The organism is Mangrovibacterium marinum, from assembly GCF_003046625.1.
Classification (GTDB): Bacteria; Bacteroidota; Bacteroidia; order Bacteroidales; family Prolixibacteraceae; genus Mangrovibacterium; species Mangrovibacterium marinum.
Map to the genome: position 1 here is coordinate 67,713 of NZ_QAAD01000018.1, position 19,846 is coordinate 87,558.

The window sequence follows — 19,846 nt, forward strand, 5'->3', positions numbered from 1 at the left end:
TCTTTGACTGTGCCTTCTTCCAATCGTCAATGGTAAATCGTTAAATTGTAAATTATCCCTGGCTGTGCCTTCTTCCAATCGTCAATGGTAAATCGTTAAATTGTAAATTATCCCTGGCTGTGCCTTCTTTCAATCGTCAATGGTAAATCGCTAAATTGTAAATTATCACTGGCTGTGCCTTCTTCCAATTGTCAATGGTAAATCGTTAAATTGTAAATTATCACTGGCTGCGACTTCTTCCAAGCCATCAATCCTTCAGTTTGTCCTTCAATTTGTCCGACAATCCGACGATTTGCTCCTCCGGATGCTGCTATTTTCGGCTGATATGGGGTAATTAGACCTGTTTTTGAGCAGATGTTCGTTGTTTTTGTCGATAAAAAACCGCTGTTGGTCGATAAAAATGCCGTTGGGAACCTGAAATGTTTAACAACTATTAACAAAAATGATTTGGCATTGCACTTAATTGGTTGAGATGTCGTAACTTGTTAGGAAATGTTAAAGAGACTAAACGTAAAGTGCTAAATCTTAGTGCGGATCGGTATTTCTTGGTGTATGATTAAACGCGTAGTCAAATATATTGGCAGGACGGGTAGGGGATGCTTGCTGGCTTTTTCATTTTTTATAGGAGCATCTGTGCTAAACAACGGAGCGGAAGAAGGATTCGCTTTGAAGGCTAGCAGTCTGCCCAATAGCGTTCATGCCTATTTACCGCCCGCCAGCCCTTTTTACGAGTCCACAACAGCTGTTTCTTTCGCCTTGCCGGCACAAAGCTCCGCTCCGGGATTTACCGCAACGAACAGTCAGGAGCAGGCTGCTCCGCTGCCCACCCGAAGCCGAAATACCCGAAATACCACCAATACCGAATACCGCCGCCGACTCTCTCCGCTAATCCTGGCTTTGCCGCCACCACCGACTGCAACCGGAGGTGATTGGAATACAGAAACCAATTGGAACCCGACCGGTGTGCCGACATCCGGCGACGTGGTGACGATACCCTCGACTGTTACAATGAGCATTAGTGGCGATGCTTATTGCAGCGATTTAATCATCGAGAGTGGAGGAACCTTAAATATATTAGATGGCGGCAATCTGATCGTTGCTGGAAGCATTTCCATCAATAATGGGGGAACGCTCACAACCTATACCGGTTCTACCATTACAGCGCAGGGGAATTGGACCAATAACGGGACTTTCGATGCCCGAGGAGGAACGGTAACATTTAATACTGCTGGTTCCCAAATTACCGGCAGCTCCCCAACGGCCTTTGCGAGTCTTCGCATCAATGCCGGATCGAATGTTGGCAGCGTGATAACAGTCTCGTCGGATATCACGGTTTCAAATCTTTCGCTTCAAAATGGCTTATTGTCGATTATCGGAGGTACGACGGATATTTCAAATACTTTTTCGATACCTCGGGAAGCGGGTCTGGAAGTGAAAAACGGCGCAACACTTAATACCGGCAATTTCACGATCAATAATAAAGGGTTGATTCGGGTTGACGGGGGAACGGCCAATTTCGGCGATTTTGACGGCAATAGTGTTGAGATCAACACGGATGGTGCTTTCGTTGTACAGAATAGCAGCACTGTAAATGTTACGGGGCGTCTGCATAACTCGGCAGGGGGAACGTTGCCTGACGGAGGTAGCGGCATTCCATCGGGGATCACTGTTTCAGGTGGTACAGTCAATCTGGCTACGGTTGGAAATGGACTTTCAGGAGCCGGGGCTTTAAATGTAACCCAGCAAGGCGCTTTCAGTTTTACAGGCGGAACCATTAATATTATCAATGCCAATAGCACCAGCGGAACGGCCGTTGATTTAGCCATTGCAGAAGAGGATGGCAACGGAACCAAAACCATAACGAATGGGGTCTTTCATTTTGGAGACGGCACAGCCAACACTTACCAAATTATTAGTGCCATCGATATCCCGCACATTACCACAACGAACCTAACCGAACTTGAGATTACCCGAACCATCGGTGCTAATGGCACTTATACCTTTAACCTAAGCGATGGTTCCGGCAATGAAATTCCTGTAGAGATAACCATTTCAGCTGATTCCTACGCCTCGGATGCTTCCATCAAAGTTACAACAACCGATGGTGTTTTTGAAGAGAACGAAAGTGATGTCAATTATCTGTCGCGCTACTGGACAGTGGAACTAACCGGGATAACAACCCCGAACTATAGCTTTACTGCGGATTATCGTCCGACCGATATTGTCGGAACAGAGTCAGAAATTGCTGCTGGCGCATGGACCGGAGCACTTCCCTGGACAAAAGGCAATGTAGCCGGAGGAAATACAATTACATTCAGTGGCCTAACCGGTGATGTTAACATTACCGGAATTACGGCTGATGATCCTACGGTAACTGCATCGGTTGCTCCGAATCCGGTATGTGAGGGAAGTGACATAAGCCTAAGTGCCATCCCAACTGGTGATGCACCATTTACCTATGAATGGACGGGGCCAAATAGCTTTACATCAACTGATCAAAACCCAACACGTACCAATTTATCCACGGCAGATGCCGGAGACTATACGGTTACAGTTACGGATGGGAATGGATTTACGGCTAGCGATGCTGTGAGTGTTACGGTAAATACAATGCCTGCTTTTACTGCTTGTCCTTCAAGTCCAGTCACAGTAAACACTATTGCAGGAACGTGTGCTGCAACTGCTATCTATACTGTTGCAGCAACTGGTACACCAGCCCCTGATTTGACTTATTCCTTCTCTGCCCCAACATCAGGAAGTGGAAATGGCACGGGCTCAGGTTCTACGTTTAATTTAGGAACTACAACGGTTACAGTTACTGCTACGAATAGCTGTGGTAGTGTGGATTGTGTTTTTGATGTGGAGGTGAGCGATGATGAAGATCCGAACGCCAATTGTCAGAATCTCACGGTTCAGTTGGATGGCAGCGGCAATGCTACAATCACGCCGGCACAAATAAACAATAATAGTAGTGATAATTGTACGACAGCAGCTAACTTGACTTTTGCTTTGGATCAGACCAGTTTTGATTGCAATGATTTAGGAGCCAATATAGTTACCCTAACCGTTACCGACGAATCCAATAATTCTTCCACCTGTACTGCCACGGTGACGGTTCAAGATCAGATTGATCCGGTTATCACCTGTCCCGGTAATATTAACCAAACAGCAGATGCCGGTAATTGCGGTGCTGTTGTTAATTTTACAGCCACAGCTACCGACAATTGTTCTGCGACTATAACTTACAGTCAAGATCCGCTCACTGTATTTCCGGTAGGCACAACTACAGTTACTGCCACGGCAACTGACCCGGCAGGCAATACAGATCAATGTAGTTTTGATATTACCGTTACAGATGACGAAGATCCGGTAATCACCTGTCCAGCCACCATCACCGTCAATAACGACGCCGGACAATGTGGTGCTATTGTAAACTATCCGCTGCCGGTAGTTTCAGACAATTGTAGCGGAGTTAGTACTGTTAAGTCCGACGGGCCGGATTCCGGCACGCTGTTCCCTGTTGGAACAACCTCGGTGACTTATCGGGCGACGGATGCGGCCGGCAATGTTGCAGAATGTAGTTTTACCGTTACCGTTAATGATAATGAGGATCCAACCGTAAATTGTCCTTCTTCCTATACCGCTACCGGAAATTCGGCCTGTACTGGTACGGTTGATGTAGCGGCTCCCGATTATAGTGATAATTGTGAGGTGACAAGCTTCAGTTGGACAATGAGTGGTGCGTCAACTGGTTCGGGAAACACAGCAATTGGAACTTACACCTTCAACCGGGGAACAACGACCATTGAATATACCGTACGTGACGCAGCAGGAAATCAAGATCAATGCAGCTACGATATAACAATACCGGATCTTTTAACAGCATCTGCCACCACTCCCGCATCAGTTCTTTGTGCCGGCGACCTGCTGACTTTATCAGCCGCTCAAACCGGAGGAACATCAAATTATACTTATTCATGGAGCGGCCCAAACAATTTCAGTTCAACCCTGCAAAATCCGACCATTAATAATATTAGCACGGCAGCAAGCGGAAGCTACTCGGTTGAAGTTACAGATGCGAATAATTGTACAGCAACTGCTTCGGTTTCCGTTACAGTTCGTCCAACCCCAACAGCCACCATCAGCGGAACGATTCAGGTTTGTCGGGGGACTTCACCCTTACCGATGGTTACCATCAGTAACCCCATGGACTTGGCGGTTGTGGTTCGTTATAATGTCAATGGCTCGGTAACAACAGTGCCGATTGACCCGCATGATGATGCAACCATTTCGCAGGCAACAAGTGTGGCCGACGATTTTGTCTATACACTGGAGAGTGTGGAGTATTCCTCCGTTCCGGCCTGTCCTAATCCCATAACCGGATCGGCAACGATTACGGTTTATCCAACGCCGACTGTTGATGTCATTAGCGATAAGACCTACTGTAATAATGTTGGAGTTCCGGCAATCAGCATAACAGGGCCTGTTGCGGGAACAAGCTTTAGCTGGACGAACAGTAATCCTTCAATCGGCCTGGCTGCGAACGGCTCCGGTAATATCCCGACCTTTACGCCAACAAATGCAACAAACAGTCCGGTAACAGCTACCATTACGGTGACCCCAACAGCAAACGGTTGTGTGGGAACACCCCGAACATTCACCATCACCGTTAACCCAACGGCAACAGCTACGATTGGTGGAACCACCACCGTTTGTCAGAATGATGAGTCGCCGGATATAACATTCACGAATCCACTGCCATTGCCTGTTACGGTAACTTACAGGAAGAACTCGGTTGATCAAACGCCGATAAATGTAGCAGCAAATGGAAGTGCAACTGTCGCGGTAGCAACAAGCACAGCGGGAACTTTCTTATATGAACTGGTTACTGTTGCGTTCCAATCCAATCCGGCATGTTCGAAGGGCGTTTCGGGTTCGGCTACCGTAACGGTTACCCCAAGGGCAAATGTTGTTGCGACACCTGCCTCGCAAGGAATCTGTTCAACCGAGGCAATTGAGACCATCGTCTTGACTAGTAGTACGCCCGGAGTAACTTCATTCGACTGGACCCGAAACAATACGGGTACTGTAACGGGTATTGCAGCTTCCGGTTCCGGAAATATTTCAGGTACATTAACGAATACAACCTCTTCCCCGGTAATCGTTACCTTTACAATAACGGCAACTACAAATGGCTGCGCCGGAACTCCTGTTAATGCAACGGTGACGGTTTATCCCACACCAATTGCGACTGTTTCGCCGCTGACACAAACCCGGTGTTCCGGTATTGAGACTTTAAGTACGATTACCCCGTCAAGCACCACGGGAAACACAACCTTTAGCTGGACAAGGGACAAATTAACTGAGGTAACGGGACTTGATGAATCGGGTACGGGAAGTGTTCCTATTGTGAACTTAACCAACACCACCAGCGCTCCGGTAACGGTAACCTTTACCTTTACGCCCACGGCGAATAATTGTGAAGGCCCTCCGGTGACTGCAACGGCTGTGATTAACCCAACGCCGAATATCAATGACTCCACCATAACGATCTGTAATTCGGGAAGCTTCGATGTGTTACCCGTTGACGGGCCTAACGGCGTGGTTCCTGCGGGAACAAACTTCAGCTGGAAAGTTCAGTCGTCAACAGCCGGTATTACCGGAGCTACAAGTAGTGATGATACTGAGCCCAATTTAAGTATCACCGGAACCCTTGGCAATACAACCAATACGACACAATCCGTAACGTACTCGGTAACTCCATCTTTCAATGGTTGTATTGGCGGAATATTCAAGTTGACGGTAAACGTGACTCCAGAGCCGGATATCAACGATATGAGCCGGAGTTTTTGCAGCGATAATGGTTTTAACGTAGCACCTGCCAATGGTACAAACGGAATCGTTCCTTCGGGTACAACTTATGTTTGGGATGTAGTTTCTGCAGGGGGCAACATCTCCGGCGAGGGGGCGGGCAGTGGTTCATCCATTAGCGGATTGTTGAGCAATTCGGGCAATACCGCACAAACAGTTGTTTATAATGTTACCCCAACCGCAGGAAGCTGTGGCGGCGATCCGTTTACGTTGACTGTAACCGTTAATCCGGTTCCCGATATTGATGACCTGACCGAAGCGGTTTGTACCAATGCTCCCTTTTCGGTGACCCCGGCGCATGGAACCGATGGAAATATTCCATCCAATACAACGTACAGTTGGGGGGCACCGGTTGTGACAGGAGGAATGACCGGTGGAACAATTGGCAGCGGAGCAATAAGTATCAGCGGTACGCTTACCAACGTGACAAGCTCGCCACAAACAGCAACTTATACGGTTACTCCATTGTCGGGAAGCTGTGCCGGGACGCCCTTTGATCTTGTCGTGACCGTCAATCCGAAACCGGCCATCAGTCCGCTAACCGCCACAATATGTAGTGGCGAAAGCTTCGATCCGACTCTGGCGGACGGGACAAACGGTACGATACCCGACAATACAACGTATACCTGGTCTGCACCAAGTGTTTCGGGGATTAGCGGAACTTCATCGGGAACGAATGCTTCCGCTTTTACTTCCGGAACGCTGGTTAATTCAACCACCACGGCCAAAATTGTATCTTATTCGGTAACGCCAACTTCTGCCGAAGGTTGTCCGGGCAGTGACTTCACCGTGAGTGTAACAGTTAACCCGGAACCGTCAATCCCGGATATGACCGCCATGGCCTGTAGTGGAGTCGCTTTTTCCGTGACACCGGTGAATGTTACGAATGGGATTGTGCCATCCGGAACTAGTTACAGTTGGGTGGTCTTGTCGGATAGTGGTGGTACAGGTGCGGCCGCTGGAACCGGATCGACTATTGGAGGAACTTTGGTTAATTCATCAACCACTGTACAGACTGTTGTTTACGAAGTTACCCCAACTGCGGGGACTTGTGACGGATCAACTTTCGAGTTGACTGTTACGGTGAAGCCTGTTCCGGATGTGGAAATCAGCGGGGGAGCTACAGTTTGTGCTAATGTTGGAAATCCGCAAATCACTTTTACCAATAATGTTAATTTACCGGTAACCATTACGTATAATATCGATGGTGGTACGGATTTTACCGTCGATATTGATGCCAGCAGTAGCGTATCTATACCGGCAACTATAAATGCGGAAGGTACTTTCGATTATAACCTGGTGAGTGCAGAATATCAGGATACACCCGCTTGCTCCACACCGATTGGCGAATCAACGACAATCATTGTTGAACCTATTACAACTGTCGCCATATCACGGACTCCGACCGGAACAATTTGTTGGGGTGAGTCGGTCACTTTTTCATCGAACGTAGCAAATGAAGGAGCAGGTGCTACTTATCAATGGCAGATTTCAGATGATGGAGGTGTAAGCTGGAGCAATATTCCCGGAGAAAACGGGACAACTTTTACATCAGCTTCACTTGATAATGCGGAGAAAATAAAGCTGGTTGTTACCACATCCGATACCCCTTGCCCGGGAGCGATCGAGAGTAATGTCATCACCATGACGGTGAATCCGTCGTACACCACCTCGGTTACGATTTCGGAAGATGCCAACGATATTTGTGACGGTACTACGGTTAACTTTACTTCGACGGTTGTTAATGGAGGTGCAGCACCGAGCTATCAATGGAAAATTAACGACGTTGATGTTCCAGGTGCAACAAGCAGTACTTTCTCTTCCAGTTCGTTGAATGAAGGAGATGAGGTGACTCTGATGGTGACCGCATCAGGCGATATCTGTACCTTAAATAATGGGGAGGCGACTTCAGATCCGGTTTTGATGGTGGTTAATGCGAACCAGACAGTTAGTGTGGACATAGCAGCCAGTGCCGATCCTGTTTGCTCGGGCTCTTCGGTTACCTTTACCGCGACACCAACCAACGGCGGACTTATCCCAACTTATCAATGGTATGTCGATGGCTCGCCGGTTGGGACAAATAGCAGTACCTATACTTATACACCTTCAGATGATGATGTCGTGACTGTTGACTTAACCGCATCGAGTGAGATTTGTACGCTTGATGAAGAAGCAACGGACAGCTATACCATCCAGGTTGATCCGCTGCCAACAGCCAGTGCCGGAGGAAGTGCAGCTATTTGCGAAGATGATATTTACACATTAAGTTCGGGTGAAGCAACAGCCACGAATTATTCAACAATTTCGTGGACCGAAAACGGAGCCGGAAACATTACAGCTGATGTAAATACGCTGACACCAACCTATACTGCAGCTGCAGCTGATGCCGGCAAAACGGTAACCTTGACGATGACCGTGACTGGCGATAACACATGTGGAACTGCTACGGCAACCGCTACTTACAGCATCCAGGTTGATCCGCTGCCAACAGCTAGTGCCGGTGGAAGTGCTACGATTTGTGAAAATGGTAGCTACACTCTAAGTTCAGGCGAAGCAACAGCGACCAATTACGCTTCCGTTTCATGGGCTCATGATGGTAATGGTTCAATCAGCAACGGAACAACTTTAACACCAACCTATACGCCTGCGGCAGGTGATGTTGGAACTCCGGTGACTCTGACGATGACGGTGACCAGCAACAATACCTGTGGATCGACAGCCACAGCAACTTACACCGTGAATGTAGATCCGTTGCCAACAGCCAGTGCTGGCGGGAACGCAACAATATGTTCCGATGAAACTTATACGCTGACCAGTGGAGAAGCAAGCGCTGCATACGGAACGATTTCATGGACCGAAAACGGGGCGGGTAGCATAACTGCTGGTGCGACCACCGAGACTCCGACCTACGAGGCAGCAGTAGGTGATGCAGGAAAAACCGTGACGCTCACCATGACCGTGAGCAGTAACAATGCTTGTGCTCCTGCTACGGCGACTGCCAATTATACCATCAATGTTAGTCCGCTGCCGCCTGCTACCCCCGGCATTATTGCCGGTAATAGTGATGTTTGTAACGATAATACCGAATTTACTTATAGTATTGCTGCAGTAACAGATGCAACGACTTACACTTGGACTGTTCCTTCCGGCTGGACCATTACCGGGGGGCAGGGAACAACTTCAATCACGGTTGAAGCGACAGCTACAGCTGTTAGCGGCAATATTAGCGTGACAGCCGGTAACAGTTGCGGAACCAGTACAGCCAGTCTTTTCCCGGTAAATGTAGTCACATCACCGCCTGCTATTCCTGGAGCAATTGACGGATTAACGGCTATTTGTCCGACATTGACGACTGTTTATACCACATCCGGTGCAACCGGTGCCGATTACTACACCTGGACTGTGCCAACAGGATGGACTATTGATGCAGGACAGGGGACAACATCGATAACCGTGACTGTTCCCATCGGAGCATCAAGTGGAAATGTTACTGTTACTGCGAATAATGTATGTGGTCCAGGGGCAGTACAAACGCACGCGGTAACTGTTGCTGCTGATGCCTCGGTTTACGCCGGTCCGGACCAGATCGTCTGTCAGGGGGAAAGCTCGGTTGAGCTGAATGGACAAGTTGACGGTGCTGTTAGCCCGAACAAAAAATCGGAATGGGATTGGGTACTGATATCGGGAGGTACTCTAGGTGGCGATAAATTGCAGACAACCTATAATTTCCCGGATGGTTTTACCACCGGAGTTCTTTACGTTGTTTTGCAGTCCAATTTATCTGTCGTTGGTTGTGAATTTGTGTCCGACACCATGAAAATTACAGTTCTGGCTTACCCAACAGCCGAAGCCGGAGGTCCTGATGTTGTTTGCCAGTCCGCCACACCGTCGCCTATTACATTGTCTAGTTCGAGTGTTGGAGGTGGAGCGACAACAGGAGCCTGGTCGATCGATGCTGGTGGAGGATCGTTAAGCAGTACAGCGCAAACAGCTTCTCCTGATGCAGTTACTTATACACCGGCTGCTAATTTCAGTGGAACGGTTACATTGAGGCTAACTACGAATGCCCCGGGAGGTTGTTCAGCGGCAACTGATACAAGAACAATAACGGTTGATCCGTTGCCAACAGCCAGTGCCGCAGGAAGCGCTACAATTTGTGAAAATTCGGCTTACACCTTGAGTGCAGGAGAAGCGACAGCAAGCAATTATACTACCATTTCATGGGATCATGATGGTAGCGGTTCAATTACGAACGGATCAAGCTTGACGCCAACCTATACTGCAGCAGCAGGCGATGCCGGTAAGACAGTAACCTTGACGATGACCGTAACGGGCAACAACGCCTGTGGTTCTGCTACGGCTACGGCTACTTATTCCATTCAGGTTGATCCGCTGCCCACTGCTTCTGCTGGTGGTAGCCAGGCAATTTGTGTGAACGAAACAGCGACGGTCAGTGGAGCATCAGCCAATAACGGCAGTATCTTGTGGTCCCACGACGGCTCCGGTTCTTTATCAAATGCGAATACTTTAACACCGACTTACACGCCTGCAGCGGGAGATGCAGGTGGTACCGTGACGCTCGAAATGACAGTATCAAGCTTGAATAGTTGTTCCGGTGAGACTGCAACTGCAAGCTATACGGTTCAGGTCGATCCGCTGCCTGTTGCCATAGCCGGCGGTAGTACTACAATCTGTGTCGACGAAACAGCGACAGTGAGCGAAGCATCTGCCAATAACAGTGATGTGTTGTGGACGCACGATGGAACAGGAACGCTAACCGATGAGACCAGTTTAACACCGAGCTACACTTCTGCGGCTGGTGATGCCGGCAAAACGGTAACCCTGACAATGACTGTAACCAGTACGAACAATTGTGCCGGAGAAACGGCTACTGCAAGCTACACGGTGAATGTCGATCCGCTTCCAACGGCTTCTGCGGGTGGTAGTGCCACCATCTGTGTTGACGATACCTATACCTTGTCATCGGGAGAAGCCACGGCAAGCTATGGAACCATTTTATGGACAGCGGACGGGGCTGGATCAATTACTGCGGGGGGGACCACTTTAACACCGACTTATACGCCTGCAGTCGGAGATGCCGGTGAGATTGTCACGCTGACGATGACCGTTACAAGCAATGGTAATTGCGGAACGGCAACAGATACTTATACCATTACTGTCGATCCACTGGCTACCGTTGATGCCGGGCCCGATCAAACCATTTGTCAAGGCGATGCAGCGCTATTAGCAGGTGGCTTTGGAGGGAGTGCTGTTTCGGCAAGTTGGACCGGAGGAACAGGAACGTTTAGTACAAATCGTAATGACCTGAATGCAAGCTATACGCCGAGTAATGCCGAAATTACTGCCGGATCAGTTACCTTGACGTTGACTACAAATGTCGGATCAAGCCCCTGCGACCCGGTTAGTGACGCAATAACAATTACCATCCGTAAAAAAGTGGTTATTACCAGCCAACCGTCTAACACCGGTGTCTGTGTGGGCGAGTCGGCAAGCCTCACAGTTGTTGCTGTTGGTGATGGCTTAACTTATCAATGGTATAAAGGTAGTTCGCCAATTTCAGGTGCAACTTCAGCAACATTGACTTTTGGCTCGGTGGCTTTAACTGACGATGGCTCCTATTATGTTGTTGTGAGCGGTCTTGCTCCTTGTTCTTCTGTGCAATCGGCGACGGTTACACTGAATGTTGATGAGGCCATCACCATCACAACGCCACCGGCATCAATCACCCGCTGCGAGGGCGCTAATGTTTCCTTTGGTGTTGTGGCCGATGCCGGTGGAGTTCCGTTAACTTACCAGTGGCGGAAAGGCGGAGTTGCTATCGGAGGTGCTACCGCATCGTCTTATACCTTAACGAATATTTCGACAGCCGATGCCGGAAATTACGATGTGGTAATCTCTGGCCCATCCGGTTTTACCTGTTCGTCGGTCACATCAAATGCGGCAACACTGACGGTGAATACCAACGGGACGATCAGTGATCCTGCAAATAAAAACCAAACCGTTTGTATCGACGTTGCCATTACGGATATTGACTTCACCGTTGGAGGCTCAGCAACAAATGTGAGCTTGTCAGGGGCTTTGCCCGATGGTGTTAGCGGATCTTATAACTCAGGGACTAAAACTTATACCATCTCGGGTACACCGACCGAAGCGGGAACATTTAATTATACGGTTACAACCACCGGTAGTCCTTGTGTGAATCCTTCTGTTAGTGGAACAATCACTGTTGATGGTGTCGGGACGATCAATCTTGGTGGAGGAACAGCCACACAAACGGTTTGTAAAAACACGCCGATAGGCAATATCTCGTATCTGATTGGTGGAAATGCCACAGGAGCCGAAATTACAGCCGGTTCATTGCCTGGAGGAGTAACCGGATTATACAGCAGTGCGACCGGATTATTTACCATTAGCGGCACACCTACCGTTGCAGGTACTTTCCCATTCACCGTTTCAACAACCGGATCTCCATGCGCTAATCCATCGTTGAGCGGTAGTATTTCGGTAACCGATGATGCAACGATTGCTCTAACCAGTGGAGATGCAGGCCAGTCTGTATGTATTTATAACCCGATTGAAGCTATTAGTTATACAATCGGAGGTTCAGCAACCGGGGTTGTTTTGGGGGGCAATCTGCCCGACGATGTTTCCGGAAACTATGACTCAGCCACTAAAGTTTACACCATTTCAGGTGCACCATCGGAGTCAGGAAGCTTCAATTATTCACTAACCACGACCGGACCTTGTGCAAATACATCTTTGAGTGGTTCTATTCAGGTTGATGACCTGCCTGACGGAGGCTTCATTTCTCCTGCTATCTCTACTGCATGTACAGCAGATAACACGGGAACTTTAACATTGGAAAGTTATGTTGGAAACGTAATCCAATGGGAAATGTCGCTGGACGGAGGAGCTACCTGGGATACAATTCACGTTACGACTGACACGTATACCTACAACGACATTCCGAATACCGCGTTGTTTACAGCATTAGTCGGAAATGATAATTGTACGCCGGTTTATTCGGGGCTTGCAAAGGTGGGAGTTGTACCCGAGTTTACGCCTGTCATCACAGCTTCCGGTGGCGATGTTTGTTCCGGGGAACCGGTGACACTAACTGGGACTGTACCTCAAATAGACTTTGATCTGGACATTATTACTGGTGGTGACTTTAACAATGCTAACCCGAAGGGATGGGTTGTGTACTTGGATGGAGTGCCTTATAAGAACTTCCCAGCTTCAAATGATAATGAACGAATAGGCCCCTGGGCCGAGACCAATGGGCCAAAGACATTCTGCGGTGGACATGAGTTTGATACGGCCGATAATACGAAATTTGCGATAACCAGTGGTGGTGTCAATTCCTGGATGGAAACACCAGTGTTCAGTCTGCCGTCTACCATGTCGTCGGCCGAGCTGACCTTTAAACACGCCTATATGCTGGATGTGGATGCAACAGCAAGGATCATGCTTTCAACCGACGGTGGAAATAACTACACTATTCCATTGGCCAGTTATTCCGGTAATTTGATGAGCGGAATGCCCAATGTTATCAACGATGTGGGAGTAGACTTGTCATCCTATATTGGAACGGACAATCTGCGAATCCGCTTTGAGTTTGATAGTCCTACCGAATGTAGCGTTTGGGCAGTCGACAATATTGGGTTGCCCTCTCCACCTCCCGATATTACCTATCAATGGGGACCGATTGACCAAATTCCGGGTGGATCCGGGGAAGTTGTTGTTGTTCTCCCGCCGACAACGACCGAATATACCTTAACGGTTTTTATTGCCGGATGCCCGGGATCCGCTACGGAGTACATTGTATCGGTAATCAACAACCCGGTGGTTACTACCACTAATGCTTGTGTGGGCGGCGATCCGGTAACCTTTTATCAGACAGAAGCGCCGGATGGTGGTACCTGGACTGTTACCGGTGGTGGTTTCATTGATAATAACGGGGTATTTACGGCCACCGAGCCCGGTTGTTTTGAGGCGACCTATACCACCCTTGCCGGCGGTTGTGAAGGTACGGCCAGTTTTGTTGTCTTCCCGGCAGCACCCACTCCAACCGTAAATGAAGGTTGTGGCCCAATCGTGGTTACGCCTCCAACACCTGTTTACGGGTTTGATGTCGAATACAGTTTTAACGATGGAGCAACCTGGGGCGCCAATACGCCACCTACGGCCGATAATTGTGATGGCTATCGGATCAGAACACGCTATAGACTGGCAATTGCCTGCGATACTATTCCTGCTAATGAAGTAAGCGGAGATCCCGTGTGTAGCGCATCGCCGGCCGTTACGCGAAGAATCGATTCTGAAGCACCGATTTTCACCGTACCGGCAGATAAAATAATCACCAAGGATGCAGACTGTAATTACGATGCGTCAACCGATGTGACCGGCGATGTGACCGATGAACATGACAACTGCTCTACCGGATTGGAGGCCACCTATTCTGATGTTGTGATTCCCGGTTCATGCGATGGCGAGGTGATTATCGAACGCACCTGGTTCCTGGAAGATGACTGCGGAAACCAAACGGTGCAAATACAAACCATAACAGTTGCCGATAATAACCTTGGACCGACATTCACCGCTCCGGCAGATATTACAATCTATCGGGATGCGAGTTGTAACTACGATGCCACGATAACGGCTACCGGCGATGTGACCGACGAAGCTGATAACTGCGATACCAGCCTCGATGCAACATTTACCGATGTTGTTGATAATTCAGATCCTTGTAGTGTGATCATCACCCGTACCTGGAGCTTGACTGACGACTGTGATAATACAACAACGCATGATCAGATCATCACGGTGGCCGATGATATTGCCCCAACCATTAGCTGCCCGGCAGATGTTACCGTTCAGTGTACGGCAGATATTCCTGCGGTGAACACGTCTGCTGTTTCAGCGACCGATAACTGTGCCGGCCCCGTTACGGTAACTCATATTGGTGATGTTTCGGATGACAATAGCTGTCCTGAAGTTATTACCCGCACCTACAGGGCGACCGATGGCTGCGGCAATTATGTGGAATGTACGCAGACCATTACGGTAGATGATACCACGGCGCCGGTTTTCTCTCCTCTGGCAGCCAACGGACAGTCTAATTGTGTGACTGCTGATCCGAATAATGATTCCGGCTATCAAAACTGGTTGTCAACACGAGCAGGAGCGGCAGCAACCGATAATTGTGATTCCTCATTAGATTGGACCGACAACAGCGCAAGCCAAACATGGGGTGGTACTCCGGCCAACCAACAAATTACAATAACCTGGATTGTTACCGACGATTGCGGTAATTCAGCTTCAACTTCGGCGACCTACACCATTACCGACGATGTGGCGCCAACAATAACTTGTCCGGGGAATGTTCAGGAAGTTGCTGCTCCGAATAATTGTTCTAAAACGCTGGCCAGCCCTACGAATGCAACGATGAGCGATGATTGTTCGACCCCAACATTGAGCTACTCACGCTTATTGCCTGATGGAACAACGGATAGCGGTAACGGAACGGTAACCGGCTTAAGCTTTCCGGTGGGCGTAACAACAGTTACCTATACGGCAACGGATGCTGCCGGATTGACTGCAGATTGTAGCTTCACCGTCACAATTGTGGATGTGACACCACCGAGTATTGAAATTGCCGGCTGCCAGGATGTGGAGGGTACGATGGATGCGACCGATTGTTATGCAATTCCGCCCACGCTCGTTGATCCGATATATAGTGATGATTGCTGGCCTTTGGATTCGCTGGATTTAACCTTCGAAATAACAGGAGCCTGGGATACGACCGGTGTTGGATCGGTTGCCGGATTTAGTTTCCCGGTAGGCGTGTCGAATGTCGAATATACAGTGACTGACCCGGACGGCAACGATGCAACCTGTTCGTTTACAGTCACCATGTTGCGCGATGAGATTCCTTACGCGTTTATCGATTGTCCTTCAGATCCGGATCCGGTAACCCTTGGTTCAACAGACTGTGAAGCGACCTTGTCTTTAGATCCACCAACGATCGATGATTATTGTGTTACCGCCACCTATACCATTACCAATGATTACAATAATGGCCCGTCCATCGTAAACGAGACATTCCCGGTTGGAACAACCGAGGTGACCTGGACTATTCGTGATAATTCGGGTAACGAAACAACCTGTGTTGTAACAGTAGAGGTTATCGGGACTGCACTACCCTCAATAGACTGTCCGGATGATGTAGAGGGACCGATGACTGAAGATGATTGTGAGGCCTTGCCGCCGGTTCTTGACCCACCAACTTATTCAGCTCCCTGTTGGCCTAACGATTCCCTGGAACTAAGCTATTCAATTGTCTCGGAATTTGGCGGCTGGACTGCTTCGGGAGACGGCCTGGTTCCTTCCGATCTGGAGTTCCCGGTTGGCCAGAACACGGTGACCTATACCGTAACCGATCCGGATGGTAATTCAGCGAATTGTTCCTTCACGGTTACCATGTTGCAGGACGATATCTCGTGGACGGTTTATAGCTGTCCGCCGGCATCCGTATCCCAGACGCTTGGTGCAACAGATTGTGAGACGACACTCAGCTTGCCTGCTCCAACGATAAATGACCATTGTGTTACGGCCACCTATACCATTACCAATGATTACAATGGCGGAGCATCCATCGTAAATGAGACATTCCCGGTAGGAACAACCGAGGTGACCTGGACTATTCGTGATAATTCGGGTAACGAAACGACCTGTGTTGTAACAGTAGAGGTTATCGGGACTGCATTACCCTCAATAGACTGTCCGGATGATGTAGAGGGAACGATGACAGAAGACAATTGTGAGGCCTTACCACCGGTTCTTGCCCCACCAACTTATTCAGCTCCCTGTTGGCCTAACGATTCCCTGGAACTAAGCTATTCAATTGTTTCGGAATTTGGCGGCTGGACTGCTTCGGGTGACGGCCTGGTTCCTTCCGACCTGGAGTTCCCGGTTGGCCAGAACACGGTGACCTATACCGTAACCGACCCGGATGGTAATTCAGTGAATTGTTCGTTCACGGTTACCATGTTGCAGGACGATATCTCGTGGACGGTTTATACTTGTCCGTCAAATCCGGCTGATGTAACTGTTGATGCTGTTTCTTGCGATGCCCCCGTTACGGTATCACCGCCAACAATAAACGATCATTGTGTCACCGCCAACTATACGATAACGCATGATAGTCCTTACGGAGCCAGCCCCACCGATGCAAGTGGTGAGTATCCGATCGGTGTTCATACGGTAACATGGACGATTTCTGATAATTCGGGCAATGAGACTAGCTGTGTGCAAACATTTGAAGTGATCGATCGGCTACCTTCATTAAGCTGTCCACCGAGCATTACCGTTCCGGCCGATTTAAATCAAACATTCGCTTCAGGGGTCGACGTGGGCTTGCCAAGTTACGCCGATAACTGCGACTCGACCTTGATCTATACAGTCCTGGATCCTTCCGGTAGTCTCGATTCGGTTTATAACGATCCTTTCGGCATTAACCTGCTGATAGGGGAGCATACCTATGATCTGGGAGTAACCACGATTACTTATTATTTTGAAGATGGCAACGGGCATCAGTTAGATTGTTCGTTCACCGTTACTGTAACAGGGCCTCCGGTGATTGAGTGTCCCCCGGATACGACTGTTTATGCCGATGCAAACTGTGAGCATATATTTGACCCGGGATTTGCAAAATTACTGGAAGGGGTACCTGAAATTGAATGGACATTTACGATCACTGATCCTGATGGCAGCACCGGATTAACGAGAACGTATACAAAAGCTGTTTTTGAAGATGCTGACCCTATCGGGAATTATGCTTTCCAACTTGGAACATCGACTATTTCCTGGAGTGCGTCAAATCTTTCCGGTTCCGATCAATGTTCGCATATTGTCGCGGTTATTGATACTACACCTCCGGAGGTTACCTGTGTGGCACGTAACCTGGAAGGTTGTGATACCAACGTCATTACAGGCCCTGCTATTTCCGAGACGACAGCCAACTCGTCTTATGCTGAATTTATCAATGCAACAAACCAGGGTACAGCCACCGACAATTGTAGTATTGCAGGCGTTGAATATGTGGATGTTGTCAACGGTTCCTGTCCGATTGTTGTCACCCGAACCTGGACGGTGTATGATGGTTCGGGGAATAGTGCGAGTTGCGATCAGACAATCAATGTAGACGATACAACAGATCCAACGATCACTGCACCAACGGCGCTTGATCTGGAAGGCTGTGCAACGGCAGTTATTGCAGCAAGCTCAACATTGGCATACAGCGAAAGCCCGGTAAGCATTACCCTGGCTGAATATCTGGCAGAACCAGGAGCATTAGCTGCAGATAACTGTGAAGTAGATTATATAACCTACATGGATGCAACAGACAACAGTAGCTGTCCGGAGACAATCACGCGTACATTCACCGTTTACGACCTTTGCGGCAATAGTGCAACGGCTGATCAAACCATCACCATTGACGATACCACCAATCCGACGGCGAGCAACCCGGAAACAGTTATCGTTCAATGTATAGGCGATGTGCCGTCTGTCGATATTACGGTTGTGACTGATGAAGCGGACAATTGTACCGCAAATCCGGTTGTGGCTTGGGTGAGTGATGTGTCGGATAACCAGACTTGCCCGGAAACCATCACCCGGACATACAGCGTGACAGATGACTGCGGCAACCAGATTTTGGTAACTCAGACTATTACGGTTGATGATGATGTTCTTCCAACGATTACGTGTCCGGGTAACCTCACCGCAGTATGTGACATTAACGAGCAACCGGCTTATGCCGATTACACCGCCTTTGTAAACGCTGGTGGCTCAGCTTCCGACAACTGCGGCATTGATGAGTCGAGCTTCACGCATGTTGGCGATGTGAGCGATAATGCTAGTTGTCCTGAAACCATTACGCGGACTTACCAAATCGCCGACCTTTGCGGCAATGTTCAGACCTGTACACAGCTGATCGTGATTGACGATGAAGAGCTGCCGAGCATCACTTGTCCGGATAACCTGACAGCAGTCTGTGCGATCAGCGAGCAACCGGCTTACACAACCTTTGCTGAGTTTACAACAGCCGGCGGATCAGCTTCCGACAACTGCGGCATTGATGAGTCGAGCTTCACCCATGTTGGCGATGTGAGCAATGGTAGTACTTGTCCTGAAACCATTACGCGGACTTACCAAATCGCCGACCTTTGCGGCAATTTGCAGACCTGTACGCAGCTGATTGTGATTGACGATGAAGAGCTGCCGAGCATCACTTGTCCGGGTAACCTGACCGCGGTTTGTGCTATCTCCGAGCAACCGGCTTACACAACCTTTGCTGAGTTTACAACAGCCGGCGGATCAGCTTCCGACAACTGCGGCATCGATGAGTCGAGCTTCGCACATGTTGGCGATGTAAGCGATGGTAATAGTTGTCCTGAAACCATTACGCGGACTTACCAAATCGCCGACCTTTGCGGCAATGTTCAGACCTGTGAGCAGCTGATTGTGATTGACGATGAAGAGCTGCCGAGCATCACTTGTCCGGGTAACCTGACCGCAGTTTGTGCTATCAGCGAGCAACCGGCTTACACAACCTTTGCTGAGTTTACAACAGCCGGCGGATTAGCTTCCGACAACTGCGGCATTGATGAGTCGAGCTTCACCCATGTTGGCGATGTGAGCGATGGTAATAGTTGTCCCGAAACTATTACGCGGACTTACCAAATCGCCGACCTTTGCGGCAATGTTCAGACCTGTGAGCAGCTGATTGTGATTGACGATGAAGAGCTGCCGAGCATCACTTGTCCGGGTAACCTGACCGCAGTTTGTGCTATCAGCGAGCAACCGGCTTACACAACCTTTGCTGAGTTTACAACAGCCGGCGGCTCAGCTTCCGACAACTGCGGCATTGATGAGTCGAGCTTCACCCATG

General features: G+C 49.0%; 1 protein-coding gene. It reads left to right on the forward strand.

What is annotated here, in order from left to right; genetic code table 11:
• Positions 1-666: 666 nt before the first annotated feature.
• Positions 667-19,846: HYR domain-containing protein (locus C8N47_RS14825; protein WP_170111412.1), on the forward strand; the 19,180-nt coding region annotated here is incomplete at its 3' end.